The 23,748-nt window shown below is 56.2% G+C and carries 23 protein-coding genes; 9 read left to right on the forward strand and 14 right to left on the reverse strand.

The annotated features are described in order from the left end of the window. Nucleotides 1–291: 291 nt before the first annotated feature. A complete protein-coding gene (locus C5L39_RS09265) occupies nucleotides 292–666 on the reverse strand; it encodes a GntR family transcriptional regulator (RefSeq protein WP_123048638.1) in 375 nt (124 codons plus the stop codon). Between the two features lie 221 nt (nucleotides 667–887). Here C5L39_RS09265 and C5L39_RS09270 point away from each other — a divergent pair, with 221 nt between their 5' ends. Then, nucleotides 888–2,096 (forward strand): NYN domain-containing protein, encoded by a 1,209-nt coding sequence (locus C5L39_RS09270; RefSeq protein ID WP_123048639.1) that lies wholly within the window; start codon nucleotides 888–890, stop codon nucleotides 2,094–2,096. A gap of 20 nt (nucleotides 2,097–2,116) precedes the next feature. On the opposite strand, the gene C5L39_RS09275 is transcribed toward C5L39_RS09270, so the two are convergent. Together C5L39_RS09275 and trxA are read right to left on the reverse strand one after the other, a co-directional pair. Then, on the reverse strand, nucleotides 2,117–2,944 hold the full coding sequence (locus C5L39_RS09275) for a PspA/IM30 family protein (protein ID WP_123048837.1): 828 nt from the start codon (nucleotides 2,942–2,944) through the stop codon (nucleotides 2,117–2,119). 199 nt (nucleotides 2,945–3,143) lie between these two features. Next, nucleotides 3,144–3,530: a thioredoxin gene (gene trxA / locus C5L39_RS09280; RefSeq protein WP_123048640.1), complete on the reverse strand. Its 387-nt coding sequence runs from the start codon at nucleotides 3,528–3,530 to the stop codon at nucleotides 3,144–3,146. Nucleotides 3,531–3,662: 132 nt separating this feature from the next. Between trxA and C5L39_RS09285 the strand changes: the two genes are divergently transcribed. The 3 genes from C5L39_RS09285 to C5L39_RS09295 all read left to right on the forward strand — a co-directional run bounded on the left by C5L39_RS09285 (nucleotide 3,663) and on the right by C5L39_RS09295 (nucleotide 7,758). Further along, nucleotides 3,663–3,893: a heavy-metal-associated domain-containing protein gene (locus C5L39_RS09285; RefSeq protein ID WP_123048641.1), complete on the forward strand. Its 231-nt coding sequence runs from the start codon at nucleotides 3,663–3,665 to the stop codon at nucleotides 3,891–3,893. Nucleotides 3,894–4,059: 166 nt separating this feature from the next. After that, nucleotides 4,060–6,363, forward strand: a complete 2,304-nt coding sequence (locus C5L39_RS09290) for a heavy metal translocating P-type ATPase (RefSeq protein WP_123048642.1) — start codon at nucleotides 4,060–4,062, stop codon at nucleotides 6,361–6,363. A gap of 63 nt (nucleotides 6,364–6,426) precedes the next feature. After that, nucleotides 6,427–7,758 (forward strand): MFS transporter, encoded by a 1,332-nt coding sequence (locus C5L39_RS09295; protein ID WP_123048643.1) that lies wholly within the window; start codon nucleotides 6,427–6,429, stop codon nucleotides 7,756–7,758. 23 nt (nucleotides 7,759–7,781) lie between these two features. Here C5L39_RS09295 and C5L39_RS10740 read toward each other — a convergent pair whose 3' ends face one another. After that, nucleotides 7,782–7,952, reverse strand: coding sequence for a hypothetical protein (locus tag C5L39_RS10740; protein WP_165858026.1), 171 nt, complete (start codon nucleotides 7,950–7,952; stop codon nucleotides 7,782–7,784). 383 nt (nucleotides 7,953–8,335) lie between these two features. Between C5L39_RS10740 and C5L39_RS09305 the strand changes: the two genes are divergently transcribed. Continuing rightward, nucleotides 8,336–9,505 (forward strand): MFS transporter, encoded by a 1,170-nt coding sequence (locus C5L39_RS09305; RefSeq protein WP_245974962.1) that lies wholly within the window; start codon nucleotides 8,336–8,338, stop codon nucleotides 9,503–9,505. A 2-nt stretch (nucleotides 9,506–9,507) separates the two neighbouring features. Here the strand turns inward: C5L39_RS09305 and dnaB are convergent, their stop codons facing one another. From dnaB to C5L39_RS09345, 8 genes are all read right to left on the reverse strand, one after another. After that, entirely contained in the window at nucleotides 9,508–11,028 is a 1,521-nt protein-coding gene (dnaB, locus tag C5L39_RS09310; protein ID WP_425453880.1) for a replicative DNA helicase, read from the reverse strand. Between the two features lie 566 nt (nucleotides 11,029–11,594). After that, nucleotides 11,595–12,047: a 50S ribosomal protein L9 gene (gene rplI, locus C5L39_RS09315; RefSeq protein WP_123048645.1), complete on the reverse strand. Its 453-nt coding sequence runs from the start codon at nucleotides 12,045–12,047 to the stop codon at nucleotides 11,595–11,597. A gap of 90 nt (nucleotides 12,048–12,137) precedes the next feature. Further along, on the reverse strand, nucleotides 12,138–12,767 hold the full coding sequence (locus tag C5L39_RS09320; RefSeq protein ID WP_123048646.1) for a single-stranded DNA-binding protein: 630 nt from the start codon (nucleotides 12,765–12,767) through the stop codon (nucleotides 12,138–12,140). Nucleotides 12,768–12,861: 94 nt separating this feature from the next. Beyond that, entirely contained in the window at nucleotides 12,862–13,149 is a 288-nt protein-coding gene (rpsF, locus tag C5L39_RS09325; protein WP_123048647.1) for a 30S ribosomal protein S6, read from the reverse strand. A gap of 199 nt (nucleotides 13,150–13,348) precedes the next feature. After that, on the reverse strand, nucleotides 13,349–13,558 hold the full coding sequence (locus C5L39_RS09330; RefSeq protein ID WP_123048648.1) for a hypothetical protein: 210 nt from the start codon (nucleotides 13,556–13,558) through the stop codon (nucleotides 13,349–13,351). A gap of 7 nt (nucleotides 13,559–13,565) precedes the next feature. Continuing rightward, a complete protein-coding gene (locus C5L39_RS09335) occupies nucleotides 13,566–15,029 on the reverse strand; it encodes a glycosyltransferase family 87 protein (protein ID WP_123048649.1) in 1,464 nt (487 codons plus the stop codon). 13 nt (nucleotides 15,030–15,042) lie between these two features. Further along, nucleotides 15,043–17,238, reverse strand: a complete 2,196-nt coding sequence (locus C5L39_RS09340; RefSeq protein WP_123048650.1) for a transglycosylase domain-containing protein — start codon at nucleotides 17,236–17,238, stop codon at nucleotides 15,043–15,045. Nucleotides 17,239–17,340: 102 nt separating this feature from the next. After that, nucleotides 17,341–17,703, reverse strand: a complete 363-nt coding sequence (locus C5L39_RS09345) for a DUF5318 family protein (protein ID WP_123048651.1) — start codon at nucleotides 17,701–17,703, stop codon at nucleotides 17,341–17,343. A gap of 167 nt (nucleotides 17,704–17,870) precedes the next feature. On the opposite strand from C5L39_RS09345, the gene C5L39_RS09350 reads away from it, so the two are divergent. From C5L39_RS09350 to C5L39_RS09365, 4 genes are all read left to right on the forward strand, one after another. After that, complete coding sequence (locus tag C5L39_RS09350; protein WP_165858028.1) at nucleotides 17,871–18,962, forward strand: inositol-3-phosphate synthase; 1,092 nt, start codon at nucleotides 17,871–17,873, stop codon at nucleotides 18,960–18,962. A gap of 64 nt (nucleotides 18,963–19,026) precedes the next feature. Continuing rightward, entirely contained in the window at nucleotides 19,027–19,488 is a 462-nt protein-coding gene (locus C5L39_RS09355; RefSeq protein ID WP_123048653.1) for a MarR family winged helix-turn-helix transcriptional regulator, read from the forward strand. A 56-nt stretch (nucleotides 19,489–19,544) separates the two neighbouring features. Continuing rightward, nucleotides 19,545–20,513 (forward strand): universal stress protein, encoded by a 969-nt coding sequence (locus tag C5L39_RS09360; protein ID WP_123048654.1) that lies wholly within the window; start codon nucleotides 19,545–19,547, stop codon nucleotides 20,511–20,513. Nucleotides 20,514–20,536: 23 nt separating this feature from the next. Then, nucleotides 20,537–21,067, forward strand: coding sequence for a hypothetical protein (locus C5L39_RS09365; RefSeq protein WP_245974963.1), 531 nt, complete (start codon nucleotides 20,537–20,539; stop codon nucleotides 21,065–21,067). On the opposite strand, the gene trhO is transcribed toward C5L39_RS09365, so the two are convergent. Together trhO and C5L39_RS09375 are read right to left on the reverse strand one after the other, a co-directional pair. Beyond that, on the reverse strand, nucleotides 21,048–21,962 hold the full coding sequence (gene trhO, locus C5L39_RS09370; protein WP_123048655.1) for an oxygen-dependent tRNA uridine(34) hydroxylase TrhO: 915 nt from the start codon (nucleotides 21,960–21,962) through the stop codon (nucleotides 21,048–21,050). The two genes, C5L39_RS09365 and trhO, sit on opposite strands and share 20 nt — an antisense overlap. Nucleotides 21,963–22,116: 154 nt before the next feature. Then, on the reverse strand, nucleotides 22,117–23,610 hold the full coding sequence (locus C5L39_RS09375) for a DUF1846 domain-containing protein (RefSeq protein WP_123048656.1): 1,494 nt from the start codon (nucleotides 23,608–23,610) through the stop codon (nucleotides 22,117–22,119). Between the last annotated feature and the right edge of the window lie 138 nt (nucleotides 23,611–23,748).

A 23,748-nucleotide genomic window follows, 5' to 3' on the forward strand; every position in this document is an offset into this window, starting at 1 on the left:
CGCAGCAGCAAGCTAGACAACATATGTCATCACCACAAAAATATAATACATTGGCACACTATTGAGTTCTCAAACAACATTCGCACACCTCTTAGCAGCTGATCTTGGAGAAGATCTTGCCTCAAAGCGACTTTATTGAACTTACCTTAGCGACTTGATCGAGTCAAATCGTGGCTGTGAAGTTCTTATTTCGTTCCCTGCCTGGCAACCTTGCGGGAACCGTCTTGGCAACGCTGATTACTATACGAACACCACGACCTAAAAGACAAATCCGCTGTTCATCGACACTTTTTAGCGATACAAACCGCGACTTTCAGCGACTGCATCGATCAGTGAATGGACTGCCGTGCGAGATAAGTCCAGTTTGACCACCTCGTCGATCAACGGCACAAGATAGTCCTCAGCCAGCCTCGCCATCCGCTGAGAGATGATCTGCTCTCGTGCGCCGGCAGCCACGAACATCCCAATGCCTCGTTGCTTGCAGACAATCCCCGACTCCGTGAGCATTCCGATTCCCTTGAGCGCGGTCGCTGGGTTAATCGAATGGAAGGCAGCTAGCTCTGTAGTAGAGGGCACGCGATCACCCACTGCAAGCGAGCCCTCCAGGATGGAGTCCTCCACCAACGTGGCTATCTGGTGAAACAGTGGCGCAGCGGAGTTGTCCACGAGCTTCCTTAGCTATTCAAGAGTCCAGTTAGTTGGTCTACTAACAGACCATAGAGGCTTGAGAGACTTCCGACAATCCCCGAAAAGACGAGCACTTCCACTGCGACCAGCAGTCCCCTAGAAAGAGCGCGGTCCGGCGTCGACGCCCTGAGCCGGCTTAAGGCATGCTAGTAGGGAAGAAAACAAATTAGATACCTCAACAGATACGGAAATTAGGAGCCATGCTTGAGCGCACACTCGTCTTGGTCGACACCTCTTATCTCATTGCGAGTTTTTATAACTCCTGGGAGATGGGAGCTCGATCCCAGTTAGAGATTGATCTACCAGAAGTAGTCAATGTTCTAGGTTCCATGATTCAGGACCAATTAGGGCAACCCATCCATCGACAGCTCTGGTACGACGGCATCCCCGATTCTGGCCCTCACCGCTACCAACGTGCCCTTCGCACTTGCGATGGAGTCCAACTACGAGCTGGCCAACTTATCGAATGGGGAGAACGCCGGACGCAGAAGGCGGTAGACACCCGGTTGGTCGCAGATATGGTTTCTGCCGCCATCCGGCAGCAATTCACCGACATGGTCTTGGTATCCGGAGATGCTGACATGATTCCCGGCGTCCAGGAGGCAACCGGTAGCGGAGTCCGAGTCCACCTTTACGGGTTTGGCTGGGACTCTATGTCTTCTGCCCTGCGCCACGTATGCGATTCGACCACCATCTTGGATCCCCGGGAAGACTTCGCCGAAGCCATGCAGTTGCAGGTTCTCGAAGGCCCCCTTCCCCCAGTGGTTCGGTCGAAACCACTAGGAGTGGTCGAACCCCTCGAGGAACCCGGGATGACTGCAGTCCCCAACGGAGAGATCTTTTCTCCGGAACCCTCTGCCTCTAATAGAGCGAAGAGCTCTCCGGAACCTGAAATCCCCAGCGAACCACAACTGAAGCAGGAGGAAGAGACTCACCCGGAACAGGATGAGACGTCGATAAGCGAGCCAAGCGCACCGGCGACGCCGACCTCACAGGCAGAGTTTCTGCCTGAAGAATCCGTGTTGGAGGAGACCGCTGCAGAAGATCTAGAAGATTCCAACCCAGCGCCTCCCAAGCCTTCGATGATGGCGCCTCGGCGGAAACTGCGTTCGCGCTATGTGCCGCTACCAGAGGAAATGTGGTCTACCGCTGGGTTCCAGACCCCGTTCGATGTCGGCCAGCAATATGCCACGTGGTGGTTCGAAAATGCCGCGACCAAGGATCAACGAGACCAATCGCATCTGCTCTCCGGTGGCGGACTGCCCCCCGAGATCGATCGTCCGTTGCTGCAATTTGCCTGCGAGACTCTCCACGAGTACACCCTGAGCGAGACTCAGCGGGTCAACCTCCGCGACGGGTTTCATTCAGGAATTCGCGGGGTGCTGACCAACTACCGTATGCAGCCTTAACCTAACAACACCCCGGCAGACTAAGCCTCAGGTTTGCCGGGCTCTTGTGGTTGCTCCTTTTCCACAGAGTCCTCGGCGACCGGAGGATTCTCGGATTCTTCTCCGGCGTTGAGTTCGCCCTTGCTCGGACTCTCCATTTCGGCACGGATCTCGGCGAGCCGACTAGATGCCTTCAGATCCGCGCCAGACTGGGTGATCTCTGTCATCTGGGCATTTACTGAGTTCTGGGTAAGCTCCTGCGCACCGAGTGCACTGGCATAGCGACGTTCGATCTTTTCCCGCACCGAGTCCAGCGTCGGGACGTCCTGATCTGGTTGGTTGACGTTCAGCGAATCCATGGCATTGGTCGTTGCCTCTTGCATGGCTGCTTGATCCACCTGGGAGCGCAGTTGATCAATTTGGGTCAGCTGCTCTTTGAGCCGCAACTCAGACTCTTTTTGCCGCTGGCGGGCTTGTTCAGCAGCTTGGCTAGACTGCTCGTGCAATTTCTGGTTTTCCTCGATCTGCTGTTCCACAGCCACCAATTGGGAAGCGAACACCTCAGCAGTTTCATTGAACTGCTGGGCTTTATCCGCCGATCCTTCTGTGGCAGCTTCATCGGCTGCTTGGAGTGCCGCGAGAGTCTGCTTTTGGTGCTCATCCCGAGATGCCAGAAGGCGATTGAGCTTTATCTCTAGCTGTTTTTGATTGCCGATGACGGTGCTGGCTTGCTCCGTGATCTGTTGATGCTGTTGCTTACTGGCCTCAACTGCCTGCTCAATCTGAACCTTCGGATCAGCACTCTCATCGATTTTGGCGTCGGCGGCGGCCATGAGGTACTTCCAGCCTTTACTGAACGGATTAGCCATATCAGGAGTCTCGCCTTCTGGATTTTTGTACACGGATCAACTGGTTTTCCACTTCATACTTTACGTAGAAACCGAGCCAGCCGCTTAGCCCAAGCACACTAAAGACACACCTAAAGACGCAGAAAAGCCCACCTCCCACCCCCACTAGTTGGGGGAGAATCAGGTGGGCAGCACATCCCGGAAACCCGAGATTGAGGTTTTAGGCCTCCGGCTTAGCATCGCGCTCAGCGTTGGCTTCAGCCACCTGGCGGTGAACATCCGCCATATCTAGCCCCTTGACCTGTCCGATGAGGTCCTCCAGCGCAGCCGGGGGCAGTGCTCCAGCTTCGCGGTAGACCATGACGCCTTCGCGGAAGATCATCAGAGTGGGGATCGACTGGATTTCTAGGGCAGCAGCGAGATTCTGGTTAGCTTCGGTATCTAGCTTCCCAAATACCGCATCTGGGTGCTCCTCAGAAGCCTTCTCATAGGTCGGGGCGAAAGAGCGGCAGGGGCCGCACCAAGATGCCCACGCGTCAACGAGGACGATGCCGTCGCCGATGACGGTCTTCTCGAAAGTAGATTCAGTAAGGTCGATGGTTGCCAAGGTTATCTCCTGACTAGTGGTTTTGTATGGTCATATAGAGGACCATCGTTATCTGGTCTCGTTTTTCACAACTCTACCCGGCCTCTCCCTATTCCATCTGGATCTTGGGGCCGTCGGAAGAAAGGAACCACCATGATCAAACACTATGTCGTCGACGGTATGACATGTGCTCACTGCAAGGCCTCGGTAGAAGAGGAAATCAACGAGATTCCCGGCGCGCAAGGTGTCGATGCCGACTTCGAGTCCGGTCGCGTAGTTGTCACCGGTGAGATGTTCAGCGACTCTGACGTCGCCTTCGCTGTCGAAAACGCTGGATTCACTCTGCGTCAAGACGAAGAAGATGAGGCGACGTCTCAGGTCTAAACAACCTGGATCGCCTGATGGCCAACCCGACCGAAGACCTCGCCTCCAGCGAGGCTCGGAGGGTCATTTTTTATGTCTTGAACTGCCCCTCCTTTGCTCTCCTATACCCCATAGGGGTATAGGATTGGGACCACAAAGCCTTAGCGTTGCTATAGGAGGCAATCCCATGGTCCAGCAAAATCCCGCCCTCGATGTGCAACAAATTGATCTCGGCATAACCGGAATGACCTGTACTTCCTGCTCTGCCCGAGTTGAGCGCAAACTCAACAAGGTCGACGGAGTCCAAGCCACCGTCAACTACGCCACTGAATCTGCCAGCATCAATTTCAATCCGGCCACGACGAATACAGACGAGTTACTCGAGGTCGTCCGCGCTGCTGGCTATGATGCCTTTTCCCTCGCCACCGGCACCAGCAAAATAGCAGGTACCCAGAACGAGAGTCTTGAGAGTTCACCTCCCACTGCCGATAGGGAAATCAGTCCACAGGAGAGCGCTCGGCAAGGAAAGACTCAACAGCTACGCAATAGACTGATCATCTCTGCCCTGTTGACCATTCCCGTTGTCGTGTTGAGCATGATCCCAGTGCTTCAGTTCACCAATTGGCAATGGGTAGCCCTCCTGCTGACCACACCAGTGTTTTTCTGGTGCGGAGCCCCCTTCCATCGAGCCAGCGTGACCAATCTGCGCCACGGCTCATTCACCATGGATACGCTCATCACACTCGGCACCGGCGCCGCCTACACGTGGAGCCTATGGGCGCTACTTTTCGGCACCGCGGGCACCTCCGGAATGACGATGGAGATGTCGCTGTTCTCAGGCAGCTCAGGAGCAGATGAAATCTATCTAGAAACCACGGCGGTGGTCATTACCTTCCTATTATTGGGACGCTGGTTCGAGACCAGAGCCAAAGGACGCTCTTCTGAAGCGCTACGGGCGCTACTGGAGATGGGGGCCAAAGAAGCCTCGGTACTCCGCGATGGCCTAGAGATTCGTGTCCCCGTCGATCAGGTGCAGGTCGGTGACACAGTTATTACCTACCCAGGCGAGAAGATCGCTGCCGATGGCCGCGTCATCGATGGCCGATCTGCCGTTGATGAGTCGATGCTCACCGGCGAGTCAGTCCCAGTCGAGGTCTCCCCCGGCGCGACGGTTACGGGGGCGACTCTCAACACTTCCAGCCGGCTCCTGATCGAGGTCACCCGGATCGGCGCTGAATCAACGCTGGCTCAGATGGCAAAATTGGTCACTGACGCCCAAGCCAAAAAGGCTCCCGTTCAACGACTAGTCGACAAAATCTCCCAGATATTCGTCCCCGTAGTCATCATCGTTGCAGCGATCACTCTGATCACGCATCTGCTCTTGGGACAAAGCTTGGCTGCAGCCTTTACCGCCGCGGTGGCGGTCTTGATCATCGCCTGCCCCTGCGCCTTAGGCTTGGCTACCCCGACCGCTCTGTTAGTGGGAACCGGCAAAGGTGCCCAACTCGGCCTACTGATTAAGGGACCAGAAGTTCTCGAATCCACTCGGCGCGTAGACACCATGGTGATGGATAAAACCGGCACTGTTACCGAGGGCGACATGTCAGTCACCGAGATGATCCTTGCTGAAGGCTTCGCTACCACCAGGGTTTTAGCTCTAGCAGCGGCAGTGGAATCTTCTTCCGAGCATCCCATCGCCCGGGCAATCGTGGCTCGGGCCCAGACCACCGGGACTATCCCAGCTGTCTCTGAGTTTCTCAATCAGCCAGGCATTGGAGTCAGCGGCACCGTCGACGGCCACAGAGTTATGGTCGGCCGACCACACACCGCGTTGCCCTACGACTTGGAAACTGCCTTTAGTCGAGAACAAGACCAGGGGTCCAGCCCCATCCTCGTGCTTATCGACGACGTCCCTGCCGCAATCATCTCCGTTCGCGACACCCTTAAACCCACCTCTGCCGAGGCAGTCTCAGAGCTTAAGAAGCTGGGGCTGACCCCGATGCTGCTCACCGGAGACAATGCCGGAGCCGCGCACCTGATCGCTAAAGAGGTAGGGATTTCCCCAGACAATGTCATCGCCGAAGTCATGCCCGAGGACAAGGTCTCAGCGATCGAGCGTCTACAGGCACAGGGACATCACGTTGCCATGGTCGGCGACGGAGTAAACGATGCAGCGGCACTTGCTCGAGCCGATCTGGGACTAGCTATGGGATCTGGCACCGATGTCGCGATCGAAGCTGCCGACATCACCTTGATGAACAATGATCTGCGATCAACCGTTGATGCCATTCGGTTAGCTAGACGCACCCTGCGGATTATTCGCATCAACCTGTTCTGGGCGTTTTCCTACAACGTAGTCCTCATTCCGATCGCCGCGATAGGATTGCTCAATCCAATGCTCGCGGGTATCGCCATGGCAATGTCTTCGGTATTGGTTGTCTCCAACTCATTGCGCTTGCGCAGTTTTCGCTCCTTGCACCAAACAGGCTAAGACTGCGAGAGCGCACTTCACCTCAACTAACAACATCACCACCCAAAATCTAGAAGGACGTTGATGAGTGCACCGCTGAGCAGAAACCAACGGCTGGACCGACTACCGGTCACTAGGAAACACCGTCGTCTACTGCTTGGATCAGGCATCGGCTGGGCGCTAGATGCAATGGACGTCGGTTTGATTTCGTTTATCATGGCCGCACTCACCGTCCATTGGGGACTAAGCACGACTGAGACTTCCTGGCTGGCTTCTATTGGTTTTGTAGGCATGGCACTCGGTGCCACCTTCGGTGGATTACTGGCCGATCGTTTCGGTCGCCGCCAAGTGTTCGCGGTGACTTTATTGGTTTATGGCTTGGCTACTGGAGCCTCCGCACTGGCTGGTGGACTCGCGGTGCTCATCGTATTGAGATTCATCGTGGGATTGGGCTTAGGCGCTGAGTTACCTGTTGCCTCCACACTGGTCTCTGAGTTTGCTCCACGCCGCATACGAGGCCGGATGGTGGTCTTACTCGAGGCATTCTGGGCGGTTGGCTGGATCGCTGCGGCCATGATCGGTGCCTTCGTGGTCACCGCTTCCGATAGTGGCTGGCGCTGGGCCCTAGCGCTGGGCATTATTCCCACCTTCTATGGCCTCTACGTCCGGAGGAAGCTTCCCGAATCGGTACGCTTTCTCGAGCAGAAGGGACGCCATGAGGAGGCAGAGGCGGTCGTCGTTAGTTTCGAGTCTCAGGTGCCTGCGCATGAGCTTGCGCGTATCGACGCCGCCCCAAAGGTCGCCACTCCACGTGAGGATTTCAGCGAGTCGAGATCGATCTGGGCACAGGGCCTACGCCGCCGCACCGCCGCCCTCTGGACCGTGTGGTTTTGCGTGAACCTTGCCTACTATGGCGCCTTTATCTGGATCCCATCGCTACTGGTGGCCGATGGTTTTACCCTAGTGAGATCATTTACCTTCACCCTGATCATCACCTTGGCACAGCTGCCCGGCTATGCCGCGGCCGCCTGGTTGATCGAAGTATGGGGGCGTCGAATAACGCTCACCACGTTCCTCATTGGCTCGGCTGTGTCCGCCATGTTCTTTGGGACCGCCAGCTCGGCAACGATGATCCTGCTCGCCGGCTGTCTGTTGTCCTTTTTCAATCTCGGAGCTTGGGGTGCGCTCTACGCGATCGGCCCGGAGCTCTATCCCTCGCGTATTCGCGGGGCAGGCACCGGTGCAGCTGCCGGCTTCGGCCGCCTGGCTTCAATCATGATGCCGCTGCTAGTACCGCCACTGCTGTTTCTGGGCGGTACAGATCTCTTATTCGGAGTATTCGCCTTAGCGTTTGCCCTAGCCGCGGTAGCAACGCTGGCGCTGCCAGAGCAGCGGGGCAAAATTATCGACGACTAGGATCCACTAAGTGCCGGCAAGGATCAGCTGAAAGAGAACAGCTTGGCGAGACGACTGGCGAGGGTGGGCTTGCCCTCTACCGCGAAGGCATCGAGCTGGCGCGGAACATTGAGAATGACTGCCCGATCCGTGCGCTCAACGGAGACATGATCGGAAAATGCCACGGTCCTAGGGTTAAAGGTTCGACAAGTCATGGTTGCCTCCTTGATGCGATGGATTCCCACTGCTGTTGCTGGGATAGTGGGTCCAACCCTAAGCAGTTTTCCCAGCTCAAGCACCCTTGGTAAGGCATTCCTTGGTAAAGCAAGCCTAAAATAGGTAGCCCTAAGACCATTAAAACCGCAGGAAATGACTCCCCAAAATAGTGACCCCAGTCACTGATGGACAATTGTCGGGCAGATCTCCCACAATTGCCTGCCCCATTTCAGGGGTAGCCAGTTCTCAGCGTGCCCCCATTCATTCTCCTCGGAAAAGCTTCTCGCAGCCTCAAATCCTAAGAATTCGTCAACTCCTAGGTCAAACTTCACGTAGCGTGTGCCGATAGTCACAAAGTCGCCCGTGGGTTGAAAGGAATGCCATGAAGTCTAAGAGCTGGTTGGGCGTGGGGCTAGGCATGTTCATCATTGCCTTCGGTGCCAACCTTTTCGCTCCGCTGCTACCCGCATACCGAGTAGTAGCAAGTTTGAGTCAAGCCCAAGTGACTTTTCTCCTCGCTATTTACGTCGCCGGGCTCATCCCCGCACTACTGATCGGAGGACCGCTATCGGATACCCGCGGTCGGCGAGCGATGGTCCGACCCGCGTTGATTCTCTCTGGAATCGGATCACTGATCTTGGTCATGGGAGTGACGGGGTCTTTCGCCGTGCTCTCGGTGGGACGTTTTGTTGCCGGCTTAGCAGCCGGACTAGTCATGGCAGCTGGCGCAGCTTGGCTACAGGAACTCACGGTTGGACCTGCATATCTCGGCGCCCGCAGAGCGACAATATTTCTCTCCGCAGGGTTTGGACTCGGCCCGCTCGCCAGCGGCCTAGTGGCCGAATTCCTTCCCTGGCCAGACCTCCTGCCCTATCTGCTGCATCTAGTATTACTAGCGATAATCGCACCATTAGCGTGGCGAACCGGAGGGGGCGGTCCACGTCCAGGTGCAGTCCGAAGAAAGTGGTTTCCTCGAAGCGTCCTATCTCGCAGATTCCTCTGGTCAGTGGCCGCGTGGGCCCCGTGGGGCTTCGGAGTAACCACCACAGCTTTCGCTACTCTTACTTCCCTGGTCATCGATCAGGTGCAATGGCCCATCGCCTATAGCGGAGCAATCGCAGCAGTGACGATGCTGACCGGTGCCTTCATTCAGCCGCTAGCCACCCGATTTGGCAGCAATCTGGTCCCGCCCGCCATATTGGGGCTAGGACTGGTGGTCGCTGGCATGCTCGCCTCAGTTGCCGTGGCCGTGACACTATCCCCGTGGCTAGTAGTTCCCGCGGGAATCCTACTCGGGGCCAGCTACGGAGTCATGATGGTCTCCGGGCTGCGAGAGGTCCGAGCGATAGCTCCCCCGGAGGACCTTGGCGCAGCAACCGGCATCTTCTATTCCTTGACCTACGTGGGCTTTTTCGCCCCGTTTGCCATCGCCCTCATCGGGCCGATCATCGGCTACTCCACGATCTTTATCATCGGTGCTGTGATTGCAGCGGCCTCGATAGTCCCGGTTGCCAAGATCGCTGCCCAGGTAGATACCGAGAACCAACCGTAGGACTAGCCTCGGGCCAGATCCACAAACCTGGAGTAGTGAAGCTGATGGGCAACAGTGACATTGTCGATTGGCCCGCCACGGTGCTTGGCCAGAATAATATCGGCTTCTCCAGCGCGCTCGTTTTCCTTATCCTGGGAATCCGGGCGGTAGAGCAACATGACCATATCCGCGTCCTGCTCGAGGGAACCTGACTCACGAAGGTCTGACAGCTGTGGTCTCTTATCGGTCCTGGCTTCTGGGCCACGGTTGAGCTGAGAGATCGCGATCAGCGGAACATCAAGTTCCTTGGCCAGCAGTTTGAGCTGACGGGAGAATTCCGACACCTCCTGCTGGCGTGACTCAACCTTTTTGCCTGAGCTCATCAGCTGCAGATAGTCCAGCACGATCAACTTGAGATCATGCTTTTGCTTGAGCCGACGCGCCTTGGAGCGAATCTCCATCATGGTCAGGTTCGGGGAGTCATCGATAAACAACGGAGCCTCGGAAATCTGCCCAACTCGGCTAGCCAACTTGGTCCACTGCTCATCCGTCATCCGCCCCGAACGCATGTCGGTGAGTTTGATCTCCGTCTCCGCCGACATCAGTCGCATGACGATCTCTGATTTACTCATTTCCAAAGAGAAGATCGCCGAGGCTTTGTTGTTGCGAATAGACGCCGAGCGCATGAAATCCAGGGCCAGAGTAGATTTACCGACACCGGGGCGGGCCGCCACGATGATCATCTGGCCACCGTGGAGACCATTGGTGAGATTGTCTAGATCAATGAACCCGGTGGGGATTCCATGCGCGAGACCGCCAGTATTGGCAATGCTATCGAGTTCCTCCATCGTCGGCTCAATCATGTCTTTCAATTGGGCGTAGTCTTCGGTCTCGGTGCGCTGAGCAACAGCGAAAACCTCTTGCTGAGCCATGTCCAACACGGTCTCAACCTCGGCGCCCTCTGTTCCTTCATAGCCGAGCTGTACCACTCGGGTACCTGCTTCGACTAGGCGCCGAAGAATTGCCTTTTCTGCAACAATTTCTGCGTAGTAGCGAGCATTAGCCGCAGTCGGCACCGATGAGATGAGGGTATGTAGGTAAGTCGCTCCACCGATTCGCTCGCTCTCGTTGCGGCGATCCAAGTGAGCAGCAACGATCACCGGATCGATGTCTTTACTCTCACCAAATAAGTCGATCATCGCTGAGAAAATCAGCTGATGGGCTGGATGATAGAAGTCCGTGGGATCTAAGTCCCCGATGATTTCCACCACGGTGTTTGGGCTAAGCAGCATTGCGCCCAGCACACCCTGCTCCGCATCACGATCATGGGGTGGTTGGCGAAACTCCCCGAACCGAGCCGGAGCATTGTCGTTGTCCCTGGAACGACGGGAACCGCCACGACCAGAAGAAGCTTGAGCAACTGGTACGGGAGCCTCCTCCGGCGGTGGCGGATCTGCGGGGGGCACATAGTCGTCGTTGAAGCTAGCCCCACTGGATTCTGAGGTCATAGACACCGCCATTTCGTATTCATCAGGATCTTCCATCTGCTCTCCGGCAGTTTAGTCGTCGAATGCCTCTGTAGTGGTGGGGGCGACTAGGTCTCAGTGAGCGCTCCTTAGCCAACATTGCTCGTAGCAATCAGCTCTTTACACAGCATCAGCGAGCAAGTTATCCACAACCCTTGTGGACAAGTCCAGGTTAACGGCCGTCTTTTCCACTTTCCAGCACGCTTAGTTGTGGAATTCTTGTGGATAATCTTCATTCAGAAACCTCACAGAACCAGCATTCGCCCAGGTCAGGGCATTTAAACAGGCTGTGCACAAGTCTCTTAGCCCCGTGAATAACCTACCCAACCAGCGGGTTTGACAGGTGCATTTCAAGCGGCTAGGCACCCTATTCAAGAAGTACCTCGAGGAACGTGGGGGGAAAATCTAAGTGAACTACCCCCAGTTGTCCACATTTATCCACAGGAGAGCCTGTCGGAGACAGACCAACGGCCCCGACGGGGTCCGCGACTAAAAGTCACGAACACCCGGCGGGGCCGCCGGCCTGCTGTTGTCGTTGGGCCGGACCTCCCATTGAGGGATCCCAGCCGCCGTCTGTCGCGTATTTACGCGGCGACGACCTCAAAGTTGATCTTTGCTGCCACGTCGGCGTGCAGCTGAACCTTGACCTGGTAGGTGCCGGTCTTCTTCACGAGGCCCTTAGGGACCTCGATGGCACGCTTGTCAAGGGTTGCGCCGCCTGCCTGCTTCACAGCAGCGGCGATGTCATCGGCCTTCACAGAGCCGAAGAGCTTACCCTGGCCGGAGCTGCGAACAGCAACGGAGACGCCGGTAAGGGCCTCCAGCTGATCGCGAACTTCGCGGGCGTGATCGAGGTCGCGGATTGCGCGAACCTCTTGGGCACGCTTGATGCCCTCGATCTGCTTCTCGGCACCACGGGTGGCCACGATGGCCAGGCCGCGGGGAAGCAGAAAATTGCGTCCGTAACCGTTCTTAACCTCGACAATGTCGCCTGCGACTCCGAGGTTTTCAACGGCAGCGGTGAGGATCAGCTTCATGATCCCTGCCTTTCGTTGTGGGTCCCGCCAGTGTGCGGCCTTTTCGGGGCGCTAGGCGGGAAAGTCTGATGTGTGGGAAAATCTGCTCGATCAGAAGGGAGGGTCGTCATTGCCCGCATTGCCAAAACCACCGGCTGCCGGGGCTGAGCCCCATGGGTCGTTGGTTGGGGCTTGATTAGCCTGGTTTCCACCGAAGCCACCCTGCTGGGACTGTCCTTGGTTGCCGAAGCCACCTTGGTTGCCTTGAGGCTGAGCTTGGTTTCCACCGAAGCCACCCTGGGATTGGCCCTGAGGCTGTCCCTGGGACTGACGTTGGTTTTGACCACCGCCGCCAAAGTTTCCGCCGCCCTCGCGGGGGTTGCGGTTAACCTGTGCGGATGCGTACTTGAGGGAGGGGCCAACTTCGTCGACCTCGATCTCGTAGACCGTCCGGTTCTCGCCTTCTTTGGTCTGGTAAGACCGCTGACGGAGACGACCGGTCACGATGATGCGCATACCCTTAGAGATCGTCTCAGCGACGTTCTCTGCGGCTTGGCGCCACACATTGCACGTGAGAAACAGCGCTTCGCCGTCCTCCCACTGGTTCGTCTGTGAGTTGAACCGACGGGGAGTGGAGGCGATACGGAAGTTTGCTACCGCAGCACCCGAGGGGGTGAAGCGGAGTTCCGGGTCGTTGACAGCATTGCCAACGACCGTGATGTTCGTGTCTCCCTGTGCCATGTGTTCTTAAACCTTCCTGGTACGCGGTGGTTTTCCTGCAGTGACGTGCCCATTGCCAAAGGGGCAGCGATTGCTTCCCCTCTAGTATCCGCTCTTAAGCGTCGGTGCGCAGCACCTTGGTGCGCAGGACGGTGTCGTTCAGGTTCAGAACGCGATCGAGTTCGAGGACAGTCGCGGACTCGCAGTCGAGTTCGATGACGGCGTAAACGCCCTCTTCTTTCTTGTTGATTGGGTAAGCAAGACGACGCTTGCCCCACACATCAACCTTCACAACCTTGCCGTTATCCTTGCGGACGATCTCGAGGAACTTGTCCAGGGACGGGGCTACAGTGCGCTCATCCTGGTTAGGATCCAGGATGACCATGATTTCGTAGTGACGCACGGACCTCATCACCTCCTGTGGTCTAGTAATTTGAATCGGCCACACCCAGGTTGGGCATGGCAGGAGGGTCTGTTGCGTCAAGCAACCTTACTAAGGTACCGCACCCATGAGCATTCCCGAAATCACAGCGGCACTCTTAGCCAGTCATGATCCCCCGATGGTTCAACAAATAGGAACGCCAAACCTTTAGCGCCGCCTACTACCCTGAAATCGATCGAGGATCAGCCGGTGCTGTAGCAAAAAACACAGCCAAAAATACCGGCAGAACAGTGACAAAAATGAGGGCAGCAATACCCAGAACCACCGATAGCGCAACTGGCTTTTTATACATGTAGGAGGCAAAAGCCCCGGCTATACAAAGAAACCCAATGAAGATCGAGGCAATGCCGAGAACAGTCGGAATGGTCATAGTTTCATCATTGCGTATGAGAGGGCTCGACCGGAAACGCCAGGGGATCTTGACCGTCATGCGCTTCAAGTACTTTGTCCGGAAGCTTCCCCAACATCTGCCCCACTACGAGAACAACCATGGCAATGAGGAGAGCTAGGCGGGCGATCAGCACGACGTCGAGAAGCTCTCCAGGAATCCCCTTGTTTTCTACTCCGAGCATGTGCCACATGAGAAACGGCCATACGAGCGCATCGATGCTCATCCAGGTCAACAACAAGCGCCAACGCGGCAAAGCCAACACCGCGGGGACTACTAACCACAGTGAGTATTGAGGCGACCAAACCTTGTTGAAGATCAAAAACGCCACCAGAATAAGAAATACCAATTCAGCCACCCGAGGGCGCCGCTGGACCCGGAGACCAAAGATTCCAATGGCAACACATGAGCCAGCGAAGAGAGCGAAACTCACTGCATTGAGGATGGTCGGGGTAGCCCCGGAGGGGTCGAACCCGGACCACCCCGTGGACCTGCTGAACATCGCATAAATGGTTGTCCACTCCCAGCCACGTTCCCGGTTCAGGCGCAGGAACTCATTCCATGCCTCTGGGAAAACGAGCATGACCGGAAGATTGATCAGTAGCCACGTACCTGCGGAGGTAGCAAGCATGAGCAAAAATGGCCGATATTTGGAACTGCGAATCGCCAGCACAAGATAAGCACCCAGCAAGAAAAGCGGCCACAGTTTAAGAGCCACTCCCAGGCCAATAAACATCCCAGCTAAGCCGGGACGGCCACGACTAAAGGCATACATTGCAGCTACGGCTGCGGCAATCGCCGGGATGTCCCAGTTGGTAAATGCGTGAACGATGATCAAGGGAGAGGCCGCGACCAAGACGGTGTCCCAAATGCGGTTTCCAGCCAGCTCAGCGACCATTCGGATGGTGAGCACCCACAGTGCCGACAACGCCAAGGCCGTCAGCGCGAAGTACCAAGAAGCTTCAGGAATCGGTAATGACAGGGCTTCAACGATGGGGTAGGTCAAACGCGTCAGCCAACCCATATTGCCCTGGAACAGACCGGTCAAAACCGGGTATTCCAAATACCGAGTCAAGTCACCTTCGACCCAAGAATAGGCATAGGGAAAGCCGTCGCCGTCAAGACCTCGGCCCCCGTAGAGCGGCACGATGTCGTTGTAGCAAGCGGAGACGTATTGCCGATTCCCAGACCAATCGAGATTGATGACGCCGTCATCGCCTGGTGAACCCGCCAAGCAGTTGGCTTTAGACAAAAAACCAAAGGACAGAAACACCAACGCAATAGATACCAGCGTTCGCACTGGCGTCCACCATCGCTGGCGGCCAACCGCCGCGAACCTACCTACTGGCCCGCCAAGAAAATCCCCGAATCCGCGTGCTATCGATTCAGTTTCAATCGGAGACACCCTGGACGGGCGAGCATGCAGAGACGGGTCACTAGAGGTGTTGCTCATTCGGGTGAAGATCCTAACCAGTTAAGAAATCAGGAATGACCAAGCCAGGTGCGATCTCAATTCCTCCACCTTCGGGCTCGTCTGGAGTGGGAACCTCAGGTACTACGACCTCTGGGGCGGGCGCGGGCTCTTCTTCTACGGGCTCCGGCTCTGACGCCTCTTCCTCAGTGGGCTCGGCCTCCGCGGGTGTGGTGTAAGCTGGCGGGGTATAAGCGGGAACCGGGTCGTAGTAGAGCTGATTCGGCGCGCTGCCGAAGTTGATCTGACCGGGAGAATCGAATTCGAGGACTTCCTGCCCTTCCAAGGCGCCGTCGAGAGTGGACTTCCAAATGGCAGAAGGGGCGTTGGAACCGAACATGTTTCCGCCCCATTCATTGAAGATGGCAGAAGTGTTATCCGCTGTTCCAACCCACACGGCCGTAGATAGCTGAGGCGTCGCGCCAATCATCCAGGCATCTTTATTCTGTCCGGTATCGCCCAGCTGTGCAGTTCCGGTTTTAGCTGCTGATGTGCGTCCTTCAGCTAGCGCGCTACTGGAGTAACCAGCTATCGGTTCCATAGCGCTAAGCAGATTGGCGGCGACTAGCTCGGAAACCCGGCGCTCACCTTCGCCCACCTCATGCTCGTAGAGAACCTCTCCATCGCTGGTCTCGACTCGCTCAACGAAGTGGGTCTCATGCCATACGCCACCGTTGGCCACGGTAGCCAACGCCGTAGACATGTCGATGGCTCGGGACTGATACTGACCAAGGATGATGCCCTCATAAGGCTGGCCACCATTTTCGGTGAGAGTAGCTGGAACACCCGGTAGCGATCGCGCTACACCAAGAGCATGCGCCATATCTGCGGTGTCCTGGGTGGTGTTGTACAGATCATCTTGGAGGCGGATGAAGCTAGTGTTGTAGGACCTCTTCAACGCTTCCGCAATGGTGGTGTATCCGGAGTCGGAATTGTCCCAGTTGTTGACCACGATGTCACCGGGGAGGCTGACTGGCGATGAGTCATACATGGCCGACAGGGGGATTCCCTGCTGGAGTGCTGCGGCTAGGCCGAAGATCTTGAAGGTAGAACCAGTCTGCAAACCAGCGTTGGCATAGTCCCAACCAGTCGCGTCATCTCCACCGAAATAGGAACGAACCGCGCCGGTGCCCGGCTCGATGGACACGACAGCTGCGCGCGCGTCCTCCTGTAGGCCGGCTAGCTCGGCTTCTACTGAATCAAGGGTCGCCTCTTGTGTCTTCGTATCAATCGTCGTAGTGATCTGCAGACCGCGGGTGGTCATGTCCTCTTCAGTAATGCCCACCTCTCCTAGCTCTGCAATGACATTGTTCTTGATCATGCCGTTGGTTCCGGTGGCCTCGGTGTAGGCCGAGTATTCCGCCGGATCGCGGGTCTCGGGGAAGACCATGCCTTCGCGCTCTTCCGCGGAGAGCTCGCCCATCTCGACCATGCCGTCAAGGACGTAGTTCCATCGCGTCTCTGCACCGACTGGGTCATTCCAGGGATCAAGCTGGCTGGGCAGCTGGATAATCGCAGCCAGCAATGCGCCTTCCTCGACGGTGAGCTCAGAGACTGGCTTGTCGAAGTAGGCATGCGAGGCGGCTTCTATGCCATAGGCATTGCGGCCCAAGTAGACCGTGTTGAGGTAGGCCGCGAGGATATCTTCCTTGCTCCATTCGTTGGTCATTTTCACCGAATAGACCAGCTCACGAGCCTTGCGTACGTAGGAATAATCATCGCCCACCAGTGAGTTCTTCACATACTGCTGGGTGATGGTGGAACCGCCACCGGCCGAACCGTCACCGGTGAGTTGGCCGACAACTGCACGGCCAAAACCGGTCACAGAGAAACCAATATTGGTCCAAAACTCTCGGTCCTCGGCCGCTAGCACGGCATTTTGCACATGCTCGGGGACTTCCTCAAGCTCAACCTGTCGACGGTTGCCTTCTGGCGGCACGATCCGTGCCAATTCAGTCTCAGCATCCGAAGCATAAATCGAGGAAACCTGCTTCGAGGTCACTTCCTCTGGTTCCGGAACGTCATAGGTGGCGTAGGCGACTACAAACACTCCGAGCGGGATAAGAATCGCTGCCAAGAGCACTCCCAGCAGCACAATGCCCACGGAGCGACGGCGACTCGGCTTTTTCGAGTCGCTCGATTTATCCTTGTTCTTCGTGTCCTTAGTGGACTCGTTTTTCTCTTCAGACAATTGTCGTCCCCGCTGCTATCGCCGATCACTCCGTTATCACAGTGAACACTACTTCTTTATTATGCGATGAGGGAACCACTTAATGCCCGTGTCCTCGCATAGTTACTCTGCAACAGCAGTAACAGCCTTGAGCAGGTGATTCCATCTGCACTCCGGGCAAACCTCAACTGTGTGTACAGTCACCTCCCGGCCGGTAGCAGCGATTTTGGCAATCTCTTGATCACTTCGAGCGGTTCCAGACATTCGACCTAGCTGCTCCCCATGGATCCACTGGACCACGCGCAGCCCGTCGGCTCCACACACCGGACACACCCGGGGGGCTGGCGTGCCGTGGTATTTCGCAGCGGTCATAAGAAGGAATTCCGCATCGCAGATTTCCTCCCGGCGGATCTCACCCTTCTGCCACTTCCGGAGCAGACTCTGGCGCTGCCACAGATGGGACACTTCATTGCGATAAACAACCACGAGGCCGATCCTATCGCTTCGCGCTACTGAATCGATACCGTCAGTCGATAGGCGAAGTTTCCTTCATTTTCCGGTTTAGGATGGGCTTTCCAACATGGGAGTCTTTGCTCCACCGTCGGCGACGAGGCCCGAAGCCTGCGCCTGATTCTTGAGAAATGAAGGTTTTAATGAGCAAGGTTCGCGTAGCGATTGTCGGAGTCGGCAACTGCGCCAGCTCCCTGGTCCAAGGTGTCGAGTTCTACCGACATACCCCCGCCGAGGAAAAGGTTCCGGGGCTGATGCATGTCACTTTCGGCGATTATCATGTCAGCGACGTCGAGTTCGTAGCCGCGTTCGATGTCGATGCAGCAAAGGTGGGACATGATCTGGCCGAGGCCATTGATGCCTCCAATAACTGCACCATCAAGATCGCAGATGTTCCCGCTACCGGAATTAGTGTCCAGCGCGGGCCGACCATCGATGGCCTAGGCACCCACTACCGAGATTCTGTCGAGGAGTCTTCCGCCGAGCCAGTCGATGTAGCTCAGGCATTCCGCGAGGCCAACGTCGACGTTGTCGTGTCCTATCTTCCCGTCGGCTCCGAACAAGCCGATAAATTCTATGCTCAAGCTGCGATCGATGCTGGCTGTGCCTTCGTCAACGCACTGCCCGTCTTTATTGCCTCTGATCCGGTGTGGGCACAGAAATTTATCGACGCCGGATTGCCCATCGTCGGCGATGACATTAAGTCTCAGGTCGGCGCGACCATCACCCACCGGGTGATGGCCAAACTCTTCGAAGATCGCGGGGTACGCCTAGATCGGACGATGCAGCTCAATGTCGGTGGCAACATGGACTTTAAAAATATGCTCGACCGGGATCGTCTCGAATCGAAGAAGATCTCCAAAACTCAGGCTGTCACCTCCAATCTGCACGAGGGCCCCTTGGCTGGCAAGGTCCAAGACCGCAATGTCCACATCGGCCCCTCGGACTATGTCGAATGGCTTGATGACCGCAAATGGGCCTATGTCCGCCTCGAGGGCACTGCCTTCGGCGAAGTACCGCTCAATCTTGAGTACAAGCTCGAGGTCTGGGATTCTCCCAACTCTGCCGGAATCATCATCGACGCCGTCCGAGCCGCCAAGATTGCCCTCGACCGGAAAGTCTCTGGCCCAGTCCTGCCCGCCAGTGCTTACCTGATGAAGTCGCCTCCTGTTCAGCTGGGCGATGATGAGGCCCGTACCCAACTAGAAGCCTTCATCATCGGTGCTGCGGAGTAGTACTGAGTAATCAGTTTGCAAGAGCAGATTCGTTTGTCGGGCTAACCTGTCTATCATAGGAAATATGACCAACCCGACTCCCGAGGATTTAGCTGCCCGAATCCGCCCGGCTCTGACCAAGCTCTATGTGATGCACTTCCGGATCGCTGAACAATCAGATCTCACCGGACCACAGCTATCGATTCTGGCCCGTCTCAACGAAAACGGCCCTTCCCGTATCAGCCACATCGCGCGAGAAGAGGGAATCAGGATGCCCACCGCATCCAACGCGCTGCACCAATTGGAGCAGCGTGAATTGGTAGAGAGAATCCGGGACGAGACAGACCGCCGAGGGGTACGCGTCGCGCTAACTCAACTAGGCCGCAACGAGCTCCTGCGTGTGGGAGAAGAACGTAACAAGTACTTGTCAGAGATGTTCAGCACTCTCAGCGACGAAGATCTCACACGGGCAATCGAGCTCAGCGACATTATTAATAAACTCGCTGATAGCTACGGGGTAGAGAAAATTGACACTAAGGAGGGCTAAAAGGGGATAATGGGCTAGATAGACCATTTTTACCTCCTCCAACCCTCGTTAGTTGAATGGCATCTACTTTCACTTCCTCAATTTCCGAGTTCGATTCCCTATCCACTCCTTTGCGGGTGTTAGTCGCGTGGCGTCCAGACTCCCCTGGCCCTGAAGCGCTGGAGTTTGCAGCTTGGCTCAGCCGTACCACTGACGTGCGAATTCGCGTAGTCAGTACTTTCGTGCGCCCCTGGCCTGCCACCTCGCTGAGCAAACTAGGTGGCAAGTATCAGCGTTGGTTTCATCGGGAGGCCGAGCTCAGCGAGAAATCAGTCAAACAAGCGCTATCCGATGTTGGGGTGGCTCGCAGCTCCTGGGATAAAGAAATTTCAGTATTCGCTGATGGCCCCTCAGAGGCCATCCTCTTGACCGAGGCTGCCGATGATTTCGACGCTGACCTAATCATTCTTGGTTCGAATGCTGCCGCAGCCAAGGGACGTTTCCTCGCCGGATCCACGGCCGATGCGCTCCTGCATTCTTCTCCCCGCCCGTTGGGCTTGGCACCACGGGCGACCAAATTGTCCAAACGCGGAGTCACTCGCCTTAATTTCGCCTTCCTGGATAGCCACGGCGATGAAAACGATACTTCCCTACGCTTTGCCGCACAGAGAGCTGATGCGTTAGGGGTCCCACTTCGAGTCCTAGCATTTTCGCCTTCCGGAATCGCAGATTCGCCAGTAAACAAGAAGCTCGATTTCACCAGGGAACTGGTTGATGAATGGCGTGAGCATTCCTTAGCGATGCTGGATCGTGCACACGATATCGTCCATGACGCTTATCCCGAGCTATCCGTCGAATCCGAAATCGGTTCTGGATCAGGGTGGGCCGGGGCCATCGATGCCCTTAAATGGAAGAAGGGTGACCTGCTCATTATGGGCTCTAATCCAGTAGGTCCAATCGCACGAGTCTTCCTCGGTTCTACCGCGACGGAGTTTCTCCGACACGTCCGTGTCCCCGTGGTTATCCATCCCGTCCCAAGTCCTTAGCCCACGAGGCTAGAGTGGTCCACATGAGCGAACAACCACCGGATAAGGAGCAACCGACCTCTCGGGGCCGGGGTTGGCGGGGATTTCTCGAACACCCTGAAAATGACCTGACTACAGATGCCGACTTCGCAAATCTCCGTCCCCCATCACCACAGACTGCCGAAGATCTAGCGTCTTCCATTGATCCTGCGGTCCAAGCCGAGCGCAACCGTCAATCCAGCCGGCAGGCAATGATCTGGTTGGCGGCTATCCCCGGTATTACTTTCGGGATGGGTTTCCTGCTGCTGCTGATCACTCGGATGATCGGTGGACCAGAATGTACCACTGGTGAAGCCACCTGGCTATGTACCCGTAGCTCCCAAATTTGGTGGCCGATTGTCACCAGTATCGTGCCAATCGTTGGCGTATTCGGCACCGCGATCATCATGAACCGGAAGCTAAAATCCTATACCCGCTGGCGTACTTGGATGGGTGTGTTCTGGTTCATGGTCCCGTTTTGCATGATGTGGATGCTGACCGTGGGCCAGGTCCTGATCACTGCGTTAATGCCTTAATCGCAACCTCGGCGCAGTCAGCTCGCCCACAGTGCCTAGTTTCTGGCTGAGCGAAGCACTCAGCACAAATGAGCACTTGCCTCCGGCAGGTATCTTCGTTGACGCAATTGACGAAAGTATCCGTGGGCTTTTCGCAGTGGACACACTTTCCCAAGCGTTTGTGATCTTCTCCAAACTCCACGTGCATCCGTCGATCGAAGACGTAGAGAGATCCTTCCCAGAGGCCAGCGTTGCCGTACTTTTCGCCGTAGCGAACAATGCCGCCGTCGACTTGATAGACCTCGGAGAATCCACGGTTTTTCATCACTGATGACAACACTTCACAGCGCACCCCACCGGTGCAATAGGTCACCACTGGCCGGTCTTTCATCCAGTCATATTTGCCTGATTCGATCTCATCGATGAAATCATGAGTGGTGTCAACCTCTGGGACCACCGCATCACGGAAGCGCCCGATTTGCGCCTCCATCGCATTACGTCCATCAAAGAAGACGACATCGTCTCCGCGAGTGTCGACAAGCTCGTTGACTTCCTCCGGCGCTAGATGCACACCGCCGCCGATGACTCCATCCTCATCGACTTTGAGCTCACCCGGCGCGCCGAAGGAGACGATCTCATCGCGAACCTTGACCGAAAGTTTGGGAAAGTCCTCCGCTCCTCCCTCTGACCACTTGAACTCCATGTCATGGAATCCGGGGTATTCACGAGTTTTGCGGCGATAGCGTTTACAAGCGGCAATGTCACCGCCGACAGTGCCGTTAATACCGTGCTCTGAGACAAGGATGCGTCCGCGTAGCCCCAGCAGCTCGCAGAGGTCACGCTGCCAGAGCATGACCGCCTTCGGGTCCGCGATGGGGGTGAAGCGGTAGTACAGGAGGATTTTGCTGATGGACACGCTTCCAATTCTAACGGTCTCGCCCTAGCGCTAAGGCGACAAGGCTCCCCTGCGATTGCGAGAAATCTCTGCGTATCTCTGCGATTGGCTCAACCTGACTGCCCAGCCTTAAACAAACTCGACGGCCCGACGTAGTGACCCCGAGCTTGGATGACTAACGCTTGCGATACAGGCGCTTGCGCCAATACTCCGGCTCTGAGGTAACCAAGACACCAAGGTTGCGGAAAATGCTCTCATCCACCGAACCCAGGATGGTAGTGGTGTGCACCTCGCAGCCGCGGAGGTTTTTCAATTCAGCCAGCGCCCGACGAGCAGACTCGGATCCTGCTGCGGAAACCGATAGTGCAATCAGCACCTCATCGGTGTGTAGCCGAGGATTGCGAGATCCCAGGTGTTCGGTCTTGAGCGTCTGGATCGGCTCAATCGATTCTGGCGATAGCAAGTGTTCTTGGGGTTCAAGACCAGCCAGGTTTTTTAACGCATTGAGCAACATCGCCGCGGAACAACCAAAAAGCTCGGAAGTCTTGCCGGTAATGATAGATCTATCTGCCAGCTCGATTGCGCAGCCAGGCTCACCAGTTGACTCAGATACCGCCAAGGCCGGTGCCACCACTCGGCGATCATCTACTCGACAACCAGCTTTGCTCATGACCATGGCCACCCGAGAAGAGAGCATGTCATCTTGTTCTTCTCGGCGTTCCTCGACCAATGCCTTGAAATAGCGGCGGATGATCTCTTGGCGTGATGCCTCTCGGCAGACCTGATCACTAGAGATGCAGTAACCAGCCATGTTCACCCCCATTTCCGTGGGTGAAGCATAGGGGCTCTCCCCTGCCAACGTCTCAAAGAGTGTCTTTAATAGCGGGAAAACTTCAACGTCACGGTTATAGCTTGTAACTTGCTCGCCATAGGCAGCCAGGTGGAAGGGGTCAATAAGATTGATGTCATCTAGGTCCACGGTTGCGGCTTCATAAGCCAAGTTAACTGGGTGTTCTAAGGGGAGATTCCAGATCGGGAAGGTCTCAAATTTGGCATAGCCTGCCACTGTTCCCCGTTGATAGTCGTGGTAAATCTGCGAGAGGCAGGTGGCCAGCTTCCCCGAGCCTGGGCCAGGCGCGGTCACCACTACTAGGTCTCGGGAGGTCTCTACATACTCGTTGATGCCGAATCCCTCTTCGGAGACGATCCGGCGAGTATCGGTGGGGTACCCCGGGATCACCCGGTGGCGAGAGACCTTCAGGCCCAATCGTTCCAGCCGGTCGATGAAGCTCTCAGCGATCGAGTTATCGAAGGTCAACTGGGTGAGCACGACGTGTTCAACAAGGAAGCCGCGCTCGCGGAAGACATCGATGAGCCGCAAAGCGTCTTCTTCATAGGGAATACCCAAATCAGCACGAATCTTCTGCCGTTGAAGATCCTTGGCATTGAGGCAAACGACAATCTCGACGTCATCCTTGATACGTTCGAGCATCGCGATCTTGTTATCCGGGGTAAATCCTGGAAGCACCCGGGAGGCGTGCAGATCATCGAAGAGTTTGCCGCCCATTTCGAGGTAGAGTTTGCCGCCGATTTCTCGACGCCGAGCGTTAATGTGCTCCGACTGCAACTCGATGTATTTCTCGCGGTCAAAGCCGATCGTATGCGGCATGCTCTTGTGTCCTTCGATATGGCCCGAATATGACTTCCATCGACTCTACCGCGTGCTGTTCACTCTCTCAGGAAGTGCTTAACGACGCCGCCGATGAGCTGCTGGGCACTCACGTTCAGGTCTGCTGTGGCTAACTCG

The organism is Corynebacterium alimapuense (assembly GCF_003716585.1).
GTDB lineage: Bacteria > Actinomycetota > Actinomycetes > Mycobacteriales > Mycobacteriaceae > Corynebacterium > Corynebacterium alimapuense.